The sequence below is a fragment of the Bradyrhizobium sp. U531 genome, assembly GCF_051710265.1.
Classification (GTDB): Bacteria; Pseudomonadota; Alphaproteobacteria; order Rhizobiales; family Xanthobacteraceae; genus Bradyrhizobium.
The window spans coordinates 278,469-290,389 of record NZ_JASVEN010000010.1; the positions used below are offsets into that span (position 1 = coordinate 278,469).

11 protein-coding genes are annotated in these 11,921 nt (G+C 64.6%); 9 read left to right on the top strand and 2 right to left on the bottom strand.

Features of this window, described 5'->3' with window-relative positions; genetic code table 11:
- The first annotated feature begins 1 nt into the window (after position 1).
- The 6 genes from QRQ56_RS33350 (at position 2) to QRQ56_RS33375 (ending at position 4,149) form a co-directional block, all read left to right on the top strand.
- Positions 2–883: an alpha/beta fold hydrolase gene (locus QRQ56_RS33350; protein WP_438745651.1), complete on the top strand. Its 882-nt coding sequence runs from the start codon at positions 2–4 to the stop codon at positions 881–883.
- Between the two features lie 237 nt (positions 884–1,120).
- Complete coding sequence (locus tag QRQ56_RS33355; RefSeq protein WP_438745652.1) at positions 1,121–2,065, top strand: metallophosphoesterase family protein; 945 nt, start codon at positions 1,121–1,123, stop codon at positions 2,063–2,065.
- A gap of 14 nt (positions 2,066–2,079) precedes the next feature.
- Complete coding sequence (locus QRQ56_RS33360) at positions 2,080–2,415, top strand: cupredoxin domain-containing protein (RefSeq protein ID WP_438745653.1); 336 nt, start codon at positions 2,080–2,082, stop codon at positions 2,413–2,415.
- Between the two features lie 142 nt (positions 2,416–2,557).
- Positions 2,558–3,106: a sigma-70 family RNA polymerase sigma factor gene (locus tag QRQ56_RS33365; RefSeq protein WP_438745654.1), complete on the top strand. Its 549-nt coding sequence runs from the start codon at positions 2,558–2,560 to the stop codon at positions 3,104–3,106.
- Positions 3,103–3,870 (top strand): anti-sigma factor family protein, encoded by a 768-nt coding sequence (locus QRQ56_RS33370; protein WP_438745655.1) that lies wholly within the window; start codon positions 3,103–3,105, stop codon positions 3,868–3,870. The genes QRQ56_RS33365 and QRQ56_RS33370 overlap by 4 nt, the downstream gene beginning before the upstream one ends.
- A 93-nt stretch (positions 3,871–3,963) precedes the next feature.
- Positions 3,964–4,149, top strand: coding sequence for a hypothetical protein (locus tag QRQ56_RS33375; protein WP_438745656.1), 186 nt, complete (start codon positions 3,964–3,966; stop codon positions 4,147–4,149).
- Between the two features lie 37 nt (positions 4,150–4,186).
- Here the strand turns inward: QRQ56_RS33375 and hpnO are convergent, their stop codons facing one another.
- Positions 4,187–5,578: an aminobacteriohopanetriol synthase HpnO gene (gene hpnO / locus QRQ56_RS33380; RefSeq protein WP_438745657.1), complete on the bottom strand. Its 1,392-nt coding sequence runs from the start codon at positions 5,576–5,578 to the stop codon at positions 4,187–4,189.
- Between the two features lie 141 nt (positions 5,579–5,719).
- On the opposite strand from hpnO, the gene QRQ56_RS33385 reads away from it, so the two are divergent.
- Positions 5,720–6,352, top strand: coding sequence for a DUF2147 domain-containing protein (locus QRQ56_RS33385; protein ID WP_438745658.1), 633 nt, complete (start codon positions 5,720–5,722; stop codon positions 6,350–6,352).
- Here QRQ56_RS33385 and QRQ56_RS33390 read toward each other — a convergent pair.
- Positions 6,320–8,908: an MMPL family transporter gene (locus tag QRQ56_RS33390; protein ID WP_438745659.1), complete on the bottom strand. Its 2,589-nt coding sequence runs from the start codon at positions 8,906–8,908 to the stop codon at positions 6,320–6,322. The genes QRQ56_RS33385 and QRQ56_RS33390 overlap by 33 nt on opposite strands.
- 461 nt (positions 8,909–9,369) lie before the next feature.
- Between QRQ56_RS33390 and ispH the strand changes: the two genes are divergently transcribed.
- A complete protein-coding gene (gene ispH / locus QRQ56_RS33395) occupies positions 9,370–10,296 on the top strand; it encodes a 4-hydroxy-3-methylbut-2-enyl diphosphate reductase (protein ID WP_438745673.1) in 927 nt (308 codons plus the stop codon).
- Positions 10,297–10,332: 36 nt separating this feature from the next.
- Positions 10,333–11,493: an adenosyl-hopene transferase HpnH gene (gene hpnH / locus QRQ56_RS33400; RefSeq protein WP_438745660.1), complete on the top strand. Its 1,161-nt coding sequence runs from the start codon at positions 10,333–10,335 to the stop codon at positions 11,491–11,493.
- The last annotated feature ends 428 nt before the right edge of the window (positions 11,494–11,921 follow it).

Genomic DNA, 11,921 nt, shown 5'->3' on the forward strand with positions numbered 1-11,921 from the left:
CATGCTCATCCCCCACCGTTTTTCCATCGGCCCCACCGACGCAGAGATCGCCATGCTGCAATGGGGCGAGAGCGGCAAGCCGCCTGCCCTGCTCGTGCACGGCACCGGTTTCGTCGCCGACGTCTGGGACGAGGTCGCGCGCGAGCTTGCATCGACCTACACGGTCTATGCGCTCGACCGCCGCGGCCATGGCGCCAGCCACAAGCCGTCCTCGTATCAATTCCTGGACTTTGCCGAGGATATCCGCCGGGTGATCGAGGCGCTCGATCTGCGCGACGTCTACGGCATTGGCCACAGCGCGGGCGCGACCGATCTTCTGCTCGCGGCGAAACTCCTGCCCGGACGCTTCACACGCCTGTTCGTGGTGGAGCCGACGGCGATGGACCCGCGCGCGGCGCGCGCCGGAAGCTTGGACGAGGACTCCATCGCCCGCGTCGAGGGCGCGTTGCGCCGTCGGGCCGAGTTCGACAGCGCAGACGCCGTTTTCGAGCGCTACCGCACATCGCCGACATTTACTGATTGGACCGAGGCCTCGCTGCGAGCCTATGTGCGCCATGGCTTCGTGCCACTCGGCGATGGCCGGGTGCGGCTCTGCTGCACGCCGGAGATCGAGGCGGCGATGCTGCGCCCGATCTACGAGGCGATGGCGCAGGTCTATGTCGGCGATATCAGGGGCAATCCGTTTGGTTCGCTCGCCGAGATCGACTGCCCGGTGCGCGTTGCGACCAACGCGAAGTCGGGACCGGTCTACAAGGTGATGGCAGCGCGGGCCGTGTCGCTGATTCCTGGGGTCAGCACGATGGTGTTCGAGGGCGCCGGGCATTGCGTGGCGCAGGAGATGCCGGCGGCGGTGGTGAAGGCCGTGAGAGAGTTTGCGAGATAGGTCTCGCGCCCCGGACGCGCTGCAGCGTGCAACGCTGCTGCGCTGAGCCGGGGCCCATCTCACAGCTCGGCGTACGCTTACTGGGTCCCGGCTCTGCGCAGCAACGCTCCGCGTTGCAGCGCGTCCGGGACACGGATGGCCCAACCTCACGAAAACGTCATCACAACCGGGAATAAGCCCCCCGCTCCCCCGATCACCTCCCCGAAGCCCAATTCCGGGCGAAGTGGAGACGTTGCGATGAGCGGACATGATCATGGGGGCGACGGCGTCAGCCGCCGCAAGGTGCTGGAATGCATGACCTGGGCCGGCACCGGCGTGCTCTGGACCGTCACGGGCGGGGTGCCGCGCTCGCTCGGCATCATCGATTCGGCTGAGGCGGCCACCGCAGCCGCGCCCGGCATGAGCTTCCTGCAGATCAGCGACAGCCATGTCGGCTTCGACAAGGCCGCCAATCCCAACGCGCTCGGCACGCTGGAGGAGGCCGTCAACAAGATCAACGCGATGCCGGCCAAGCCGTCCTTCATGATCCACACCGGCGACATCACGCATTTGTCGAAAGCCTCCGAGTTCGACAACGCCGAGCGCATCATCTCGCAAACCAAGCTCGACGTGCACTACGTCCCCGGCGAGCACGACTTCATCGACGAGGAGGTGAAGCTCTATCGCGAGCGCTACGGCCGCGGCACCAAGGGCCACGGCTGGTATTCGTTCGACGCCGGCGGCGTGCACTTCGTCGGCCTCGTCAACGTCGTCGACCTCAAGGCCGGCGGGCTCGGCAATCTCGGCGCAGAGCAACTCGCCTGGCTCGAGGACGATCTGCGCGGCAAGTCGAAATCGACGCCGGTCGTGCTGTTCGCCCACATCCCGCTCTGGACCGTCTATCCCGAATGGGGCTGGGGCACCGAGGATGGCGGCCGCGCGCTCGAATACGTCAAGGGCTTCGGCTCGGTCACCGTGCTCAACGGCCACATCCACCAGGTGATGCAGAAGGTCGAGGGCAACGTCACCTTCCACACCGCGCGCTCCACCGCCTTCCCGCAGCCGGCGCCGGGGGCTGCTCCCTCGCCGGGTCCGATGAAGGTCGAGGACGCCCGGCTCCGAAGCATGCTCGGCGTCGCCAGCATCAACTTCAAGCAGAACGAGCAGCGGCTCGCGATCATCGACACGCCGCTCCAGGGCTAAGGTGGAAGCTGACAATGAAGACTCTCAATCGCCGCGACTTCGGTGTCGATCTCGGTCTCGCCTTGGCCGCGGCTGTCCTGCTGCCCGCAACGGCGGCACGTGCCGACGACCTCGAAGTCCATATCGACAATTTCGTCTTCAAGCCGGCCGAGCTCAAGATCAAGGTCGGAACCACCGTAACCTGGACCAACCGGGACGATATTCCGCACACCGTGGTATCGGCCGGCAAGTTCAGGTCCAAAACCTTGGACACAGACGACAAGTTCTCCTTCACCTTCACCAATGCGGGCGACTACAAATATTTTTGTTCGTTGCACCCGCACATGACGGGGATGATCACGGTTGAGTAACGTCTCCAACCAAGGCATCAACGCCTTGCCCGGCCGGTGGTCCCACGCCGGCCGGGCTCGTCTGCCTTCGGTCACGCAGCCGGACCGGGCGAACAGGGACGAAGCGAAGCCACAAGCAGAACAAGAGGCAAAGCGAGGAGCGATGCCCGCCAACGACGATTTGCAGAAGGCGCAGCGCTTCCGTGAGGCGGCACTCCCCTATCTCGACGACGTCTACACGCTCGCGCGCTATCTGCTGCGCGACGCCTCCGACGCCGAGGACGCGGTGCAGGAGTGCTATCTGCGCGCGCTGAAGCACTTCGACAGCTATCGTGGCCCGGCCATGAAACCCTGGCTGTTCGCGATCCTGCGCAACGTCTGCAACGCCGAATATGCCAGGCGCGCGCATCGACCCAGTGCGATCGAGGATACGCCCGGCGCCGCCGACCAGACGCCGATCTGGCAGGAGAGCGAGGCAAGCCCGGAAACCGAGGTGCTGCGCAGCCGCGATGCCGGCGCCATCCGCAAGCTGATCGACGCGCTCGCCGAGCCGTTCAAGGAAACCTTCGTGCTGCGCGAGATCAACAATTTGTCCTATCGTGAAATCGCCGAGGCCGTCGGCGCCCCCGTCGGCACCGTGATGTCCCGCCTCGCCCGTGCCCGCGCCATGCTGCGCGCGGCCTGGACGGCGGAAGAGGAGCACTCAAGATGACCTGCGACGAAGCAAGGATCATGCTTCACGCGCTGCTCGACGGCGAGCTCGACGCCGGCCATGCGCGCGAGGTCGAAGCCCATATCGCCGGCTGCCCCGGCTGCGCTGCGGAACTGGCCGCACAGCGCGACATGCAGCGCGTGCTTGCCGATACCAATTTGCGTTACACCGCGCCCGCCAGCCTGCGCAGCCGCATCGAGGCCTCGCTGCCGCAGCCACAGCGCCAGCAGCCGACGCGCCGCTCGGTGCTGCGCAGCTTCGCGATGGGCTCGGCCGTCTCTGCCCTCGCCGCCTCCGGCGTCGTCGCCGTGGTGCTGCGCCAGGACGACCAGCAGCGCATCCTGTCGGAGGTCGTCTCCGCGCATCTGCGCTCGCTGCAGGCCGGCCACCTCATCGACGTGGTCTCGACCGACCAGCACACGGTGAAGCCCTGGTTCAACGGCAAGCTCGATGTCGCTCCGCCCGTGATCGATCTCACCGCGCAAGGCTTTACGCTGGTCGGCGGCCGGCTCGATTATATCGACGCGCGCGCCATCGGCGCCGTCGTCTACAAGCGGCGCCAGCACGTCATCAACCTGTTCGTGTCGCAGACGTCGAGCACCGAGCATCGGCCGCCGAAGACGCAGACCATGCAGGGCTTCAACTGCCGCCGCTGGGGCGAGCGCGGCCTTAACTTCTGGGCCGTCAGCGACATCGGCGGTGACGAGCTCGCCGAATTCGTCGACAAGTTCGAGGCGGCGATGAAGGCGAACGTGGAGGGCTAACGAGTCCGCGCCCGCGGGCCGGCCTCCCCGTGACGCGCCTCACTGTTCTCCCGACAGTTCTCCATCAGATTGGAGCTGTCGAGGAGAACGAAAATGGTTGCTTTGATGATCGCTTGCGCCGGCCTGCCGTCGATGTTCGCTACCGCCTGCGCCACCTTGCTGGCGCTGAAGGATCGCAAGCAATGGGTCTGGTTCGCCGGCCTTGCCATACTCGCGGGCTTCGCCGGTCTGACGGTCCTGAATATGCTCGAACTCTGGCGGTACAGCGTGCATGGCTGAACGGCCGACACGGCCCTTCAGCTTTGCGACCGGGTTGTTACGCCGACCTTCGCACCGCGTTGTCCACCAGCGTCTTGCCGAGCGACCAGATCGCGCCGGGGACCTTGTGGCTGCCGGCGATGACGTCGTCGAACGCCTTCTCGATCCAGGTGCAGTCTTCCTCGGTGATGGTGAGCGGCGGCAGCAGCTTGATGGTGTGGCTGCCGTGGCCGGCGACCTGCGTCAGGATCTTGTGGTCCTTGAACAGCGGCACGGTGATGAGCTGGCAGAACAGGCCCTTGTTGGCGGTCTCCAGCACGTTCCACGAGGCGCGCAGGCGCAGCGACTTCGGCGGACCGAACTCGACGCCGATCATCAGACCCTTGCCGCGCACTTCCTTCATCAGCTCGTAGCCGGGCACCATGCGCGTCAGCGCGAGGCGCAGCTCGGCGCCGCGCTTGGCGGCGGACTCGATCAGCTTCTCGGACTCCATGACGTCGAGCGTGGCGATGCCCGCGGCCATCGCAAGGTCGTTCTTGGAGAAAGTCGAACCGTGCACCACGGCGCGGTCCATCTGGTTGAAGATCTTGTCGAAGATGGCCTTGCGCGTCAGCACGGCACCGACCGGCACGTGGCCGCCCGAGAGCGACTTCGACAGCAGCACCATGTCGGGCTCGACGTTCCAGTGCTCGACCGCGAGGAAACGGCCGGTGCGGCCCATGCCGGTCTGGATCTCGTCGGCGACGAACAGCGTGCCGTATTTCTTGCAGAGCGCAGCTGCGCCCGGCAGGAATTCGTCGGTGGGCATGTTGACGCCCTTGCCCTGGATCGGCTCGACGACGAAGGCCGCGACCTCGCGCGAGGCCAGCGCCTTTTCGAGCGCGGCCAGATCGTTGAACGGGATCGAGGTGCAGCCCGGCAGCAGCGGCTCGAAGCCGTTGCGGAAATTCGAATCGCCGGTGAGCGACAGCGCGCCGTAGGTCAGGCCGTGATAGCCGTGGGCGCAATAGACGATGCCTGGACGCCCGGTCGCGCCGCGCGCGAACTTGATCGCGGCTTCGACGCATTCGGCGCCCGAATTGGCGAAGAACACCTTGTCGAGATAGGGGACGTATTTCAGCAGCCGCTCGGCCAGCACGCCGGCGAGCACGGAGACGTCGAACTGGACGAGGTTGGGCAGCTCGGCGTCAAGCACGCTCTTGAGCGCGTCGCGCATGACCGGATGATTGCGGCCGATCGCAAACACGCCAAAGCCGGACAACAGATCGAGATAGCGCGCGCCATCGCGATCGAAGAGATATTGTCCCTGCCCCTTCTGGAAGCCGACATCGTAGCCGATGGTCTTGAGGACCCGAACGAACTGCTCGTTCAGATACCGATTATGCAGGGTGCTGCGCTGGGCCTGACGGTCCGCGAATAGCTGAGACATGTCTGGATTTGGGCTGTGCATCCGTTACATACTTCGGTTGAGGGTCGTGTCGTCAACTGAAAAGGGACCGTGACTGAAAACGGTCTGTGCGGCCTTTTGCCCTTTTTCGGACCATCTTCGCAAGCACAGCTTTAAACCATGTTGCACTGCCGAGGAACTATCATGCGTTTAGCCCTTTACACCGGACTAATACTGGCTGGCGGTTACGCCTGCCTGACACCGGCGCTCGCCGCCGATCCCACCGGCGACTGGCGGGTCGCCGACGGCGTCGCCAACATCCGCGTCGCCCAATGCAATGGCAGCATGTGGGGCGCCGTTTCCTGGGAAAAGCAGGCCGGCGGCCGCGACGAGAACAATCCGGATGCCTCGAAAAAGACCCGGCCGACGCTGGGCATGGCCACGCTGATCGACATGAAGAAGAAACCCGGCGTCGATCAGTGGGAAGGGCAGGTCTACAACGCCCAGGACGGCCAGATCTACAGCGCAACCATTACGCCCACCGGAACCGACCAGCTCGAAATCAAGGGCTGCGTGATGGGCTTCCTCTGCGGAGGCGAGACCTGGACCCGGGTTGGCCCGCCGATTCCCTTGAGCCCCAGCAATGCCATGGCCAAGGGCGGGCCGAAGCCCGCCGGTGCGGCGCCGAAAGCTGCAGGCACGACGGTTGCCGCCGCACCCGCGCCCGCCCCTGCGGCCCCGAAGGCCGCCGGCGCGGCCAAGCCCGGTCAGAAGGCCGCCGCCGACCCGGTCGGCGACATCTGCCTACTCCCTGAGATTGCGGGGTTTGCCCATTAGGGCCGGCTGAAACAGCAGCACGGCCGCGAGCGTCGTCACCAGCGAGAGGGCAAGCAGCTTGCCCATGCTGGATGTGCCTGGATGGCTCGACAGCCACAGGCTGCCGAACGCGGTCGCGGTCGTGAGCGCGCTGAAGAAGATCGCACGCGTCAGGCTGGTTTGCAGCAGGTTCGTCCTGCCCGAGCGCCACGCCACGACATAATAGATCTTGAAGGCGACGCCGACGCCGAGCAGCAGCGGGAATGCGACGATGTTGGCGAAGTTGAGCGGCAGGCCGATCAACACGCAGATCTCGAGCGTCACCGCGCCCGCAACCAGGAGCGGCACCAGCGTCATCAACACGTCGACGAACCGGCGCAGCGTGATCCAGAGCAAGAGGCTGATCACCAGCAACGCATAGATGCCGGCGTGGATGAACGCCCGCACCACGGTATCGCCGGATTTCAGGATCGAGACCGGTCCGCCGATCGCGGTCGGCTCGGCAACGAGCACCGCCGCCGCGAATTTGCGCAGCGTGTCGTTGTCGTTGGGATCGCCCTTGGGCAGCGCCTCGACGCGGATGATGCCGTCCTTGCTCTTCCAGGCGTTGACGAGGTCGGGCGGCAATGACTTCAGGGTGACCGGCTCGGCCTGCATCGCGTTCCTGAGCTGGCCGAACACGATCTTCAAGGGCGTGACGAAGACTTCCTGTGCCTTGTTGCGCGTGGCCTCGTCGCCATTGGCCAGCTTTTCGAGCGCGTCGGCCAGACGGCGCGAGGCGATCGCACCAGGGCCCTTCGCGTCGCCCGCGGTCCGGCGCAGATTATCCACCGACGATTTCAGCGACTCCACGTTTTCCTGATCCGACGGCGCCGCATCGATCTGCTCGGGATTGAGCGCAGGGTTCAGCACCTTGGCGCCCTGCGCGAGCAGCTTCAGCTTCGGCGGCTGGTCCTGCGGCACGAAGCTGTCGAGCGACATCACCCTGAGCACCTCGGGCACCTTCTCGAGCTTCGCCTCGATTTGCCTGGCCTGCTCCTCGGACGTCGCCATCACGTTGATGGCATTGGCGCCGGTGTTGGGATCCTTGCGCAGATCGAGGAAGGTCGCGATCGATTCGGCCTTCGGGTTGCGCAAATTCATCGGGTTGAAGTCGAACTTCATGAAGTAGAGCAGCGGCAGGCCGGCGAGCGCGAGCAGCAGTGTGCCGCCCACGACCAGCACGCGGTGCGTCTCCAGGAAGTTGTCGAGCGGCGCCAGGAAGGCATAGCCGACCGGCTCCTTCTCACCGGGCGGGTTCAGCAGCTTCAGCATGGCCGGCAGAATGGTGATCGACGAGAGGAACGCCACCAGCATGCCGACGCCGGCGATCTGGCCGAGCTCCGCGATACCCTTGTAGTCGGTCGGCATGAAGCAGAGGAAGCCGGCGGCCGTCGCCATCGCCGCGAGCGACAGCGGCACCGCCGAGCGCTTGGCCGCCAGCACCAGCGCACCCGAGAGGTCGTTGTGCTTGTAGCGCTCCGAGCGGTAGCGGACGCTGTACTGGATGCCGAAATCGACGCCGAGGCCGACGAACAGCACCGCGAACGCGATCGACAGCAAATTGAACGATCCGACCATCATCAGGCCGGCCGCGGTCGTGATGGCAAGGCCGACGAAGAGATTGACGAACACGGCGAAGATGATCTTCGACGAATGCAGAGCCAGCCACAGGATGACCAGCACGACGAGAACCGTGCCGACGCCGTTGATGACGGCCCCTTCCTGAACGGTCGCGTATTCCTCGTTGGCGATCGGAATCGGGCCGGTCAGCCGCACCCGCGCCTGGTACTTGTTCGCGAAATCGAGCTCCGCGGCGGCTTTGCGGATCGCGTCGGTGGCATCCTTGCCGGGCTCGAGCGCGTTGTAGTCGAGGATCGGCTTGAACTCGATGAAGGCGCGCTTGTCGGAGTCCTTCAGCGGCTCGTCGCCGACGAGCTCGCGCCAGGAGAAGCTCGCATTGCCCTTGTTGAGCACGGTCTCGACCGTCTGCGCGATCAGGCCGAAGGGCCGCTCGGTGCTGTCGAGCTTGACCTGGCCGCGCTTGACGCCGGCAAGTCCCGTCTCGAGCGCGCCGGTCAGGCCGCGGATCGAGGGGTCGCCGGCCATGATCTCGATCAGGGGAGCTGCGGATTCGAACTGGCCGGTGATCTTGCCGACCTCTTCCGTCGGCAGGAACAACAGGCCGTTCTTCTCGAAGAACTCGCCGCTGCCGAGCTGCTGCATCGACTGGAAGTTGGTCTTGTCGTCCTTCAGCTTGGCGTGGAGCGCGTCTGCCGCCGCGCTCGCCATCTCCGGCGTTCGGGCTTCGACCACGGCAAGGATGAGTTCGTTTTGGTCGAACGCCTTGTCGAATTGCTGGTCACGCTTGCGCCAGTCGAGGTTTTGGGAAATCAGCGAATTGATGTCGGTGTTGATGGCGAAATGCTGGGACGCGTAATAGCCCGCGCCCACCGACAGCAGGAGCCCGAGAATGACGACGAGGGAGGCAAACCGGGTGCAGGCCCTGACGATGGCAACGACGACGCTTTGCAGCACTTCTTTTCTTTCTGCGGTTAACAGCTTGCCGGAAACGCCCGCTCTTTAACGGAGTTCCCGGGCGAAACCTATTGCTGTTTTGGGTAGCTCTCGCCGCGAGAAGGTTCGAGGTAAACGGCGGGAGACCGTGGCAAAACCATGCGGGCGGTTCGTATAGCCGGGGAGATGAGGCGGGAAAGTGACGAAAGCCTGAGCGCAAATGTCGCCATTTGTCCCCGAACAAATTACGTACTATAATACCTGTAAACGTCGGCGTGGCGAGCCGGAGGTTTCATTCGACCTTTCCTTGCTGCCGATTTTTTGACACAAAGTATTGCGCCTCCATGCGCCGGAGCCCCGACGGGGTGGGTGGCTACCGCGTGCGCGAACCAATGGTGCGGATATTGCAACTCATTGGTTGGTATCGGGTGCCGCTGGGGACCTACGAAGCGGATTGGTGCAACTTGCGTGATGGGCGTCCCATGGAAGTTTATCTGGCGCAACCGCGCGGCTTCTGCGCGGGTGTGGTGCGTGCGATCGAGATCGTGGAACGGGCGCTGGAGAAGTACGGCCCGCCCGTCTACGTGCGCCACGAGATCGTGCACAACAAATACGTGGTCGAGAGCCTGAAGGACAAAGGCGCGATCTTCGTCGAGGAGCTGTCCGAGGTTCCTCCGAAGGCGGTGACGGTGTTCAGCGCCCATGGGGTCGCCCGCAGCGTCGAGGAAGAGGCCGCCGCGCGCGACCTTCCGGTGCTCAATGCCACCTGCCCCCTGGTCACGAAAGTTCACAATCAGGGGAAGCGCTACATCGGCACCGGCCGCACCCTGATCCTGATCGGCCATGCCGGGCACCCCGAGGTCGAGGGAACCATGGGCCAGATTCCCGCCCCGGTGCTGCTTGTTCAGAGCGTTCAAGAGGTTAAGGCCCTCACCCTGCCGGCGGATCGGCCAGTGGCCTATATCACCCAGACCACCCTGTCGGTGGACGATACCAAGGATATCATCGCCGCCCTCAAGGCCCGCTTTACAGATATTCAAGGTCCGGATATCCGGGATATCTGCTATGCGACACAGAACCGCCAATCTGCGGTAAGGGACTTGAGCAAGCTGGTCGACGTGATCTTGGTGGTGGGCGCTGCCAACAGCTCGAATTCGAACCGGCTTCGCGAAATCGGCACCGAGGCCGGCGTCGCGAGTTATTTGATTGCGGACGGCAGCGAGCTCAATCCGGCGTGGTTGAAAAGTGCTAGGACCGTCGGCATCACGGCCGGCGCTTCGGCGCCCGAGGTACTCGTGGATGACGTGATCGAAGCGATGCGGCGGATTGGACCGGTGAAGGTCCAGGTGTTGCCGGGCCGCGAGGAAAACATCGAATTCCGGCTTCCGGCCCAATTGGCTGCGAGCTGACCCACCCGAATTCAAAAGCCCAGAAAGAAACTTGTAATGGCTATCCCGTTCTTCAAGGAAATGCGTATCGGCGGCTATTTGCTCAAGCAGAAAATGCTTGGCCGCAAACGCTACCCGCTCGTGCTTATGCTGGAGCCGCTGTTTCGCTGCAACCTTGCCTGCGTCGGCTGCGGCAAGATCGATTATCCGGATGCGATCCTCAACCGCCGCATGACCGCCCAGGAGTGCTGGGATGCGGCCGACGAGTGCGGCGCGCCGATGGTAGCGATTCCCGGCGGCGAGCCGCTGATCCACAAGGAGATCGGCGAGATCGTGCGCGGCCTCGTGGAGCGCAAGAAGTTCGTCTCGCTCTGCACCAACGCGCTGCTGCTCGAGAAGAAGCTCGATCTGTTCGAGCCCTCCCCTTACCTGTTCTTCTCCGTCCATCTCGACGGTCTGAAGGATCATCACGACAAGGCGGTGTCGCAGAAGGGCGTATTCGACCGCGCCGTCTCCGCGATCAAGGCGGCCAAGGCGCGCGGCTTCACCGTCAACGTCAACGCCACCATCTTCGACGGCCACCCGGCCGAGGAGATCGCGAAGTTCCTGGATCTCACCGTCGAGCTCGGCGTCGGCGTCTCGATGTCGCCGGGCTACGCCTATGAGCGCGCGCCGGACCAGGAGCACTTCCTCAACCGCACCAAGACCAAGAAGCTGTTCCGCGACGTCTTCGCGATGGGCAAGGGCAAGAAGTGGAACTTCATGCATTCCGGCCTGTTCCTGGACTTCCTCGCCGGCAACCAGGAATACGAGTGCACGCCCTGGGGCATGCCCGCGCGCAACATCTTCGGCTGGCAGAAGCCCTGCTATTTGCTCGGTGAAGGCTACGCCAAGACCTTCAAGGAGCTGATGGACACCACTGATTGGGAAACCTACGGCACCGGCAAGTACGAGAAGTGCGCCGACTGTATGGCCCATTGCGGCTACGAGCCGACGGCTGCCACGGCCGCGCTCAACAACCCGCTGAAGGCGATGTGGGTGTCGCTGCGCGGCATCAAGACCTCGGGCCCGATGGCGCCGGAGATCGACATGTCGAAGCAGCGCCCGGCGCAGTACATCTTCTCGGCGGAAGTGCAGAAGCGCCTGTCGGAGATCCGCAAGGACGAGGCGGACGCCGCGGCGGAGAAGGCTGCACGGAAGGCTTCGACGGCCGCGTAAACGGACATCAAATTTCACGACGAAGGCCCGGCCGCGATCGCGACCGGGCCTTTTCTTTTGTGGGCCGCTGTGCCGACGGCTCGTGTCCCGGACGCGCTGCAGCGCCCTTGCGCTGCTGCGCAGAGCCGGGACCCAGCGGCCGCGTGCCGCGTCGATGCATGGGCCCCGGCTCTGCAGCGCACCGCGCAAGTGCGCTGCGCTGCGTCCGGGGCACGAGGCGCGAATGTATCGCTCGCTCTCTCCACGTCATTGCGAGCGTGTGGCAAGCGGATCGCATTTCATCGGCTCTCGCAATTGCAGACACGCCTTCCCGTTCTCGCGGCGCCTTTCGCCCGAGCTTTGCTGTTCGTTCGCGCCCATGAAGACCAGAGGGCGCAGGGAAGGCCGGGCGCCGGCGGCACCCGCAATCCGTGCGCAACAGAAATGCA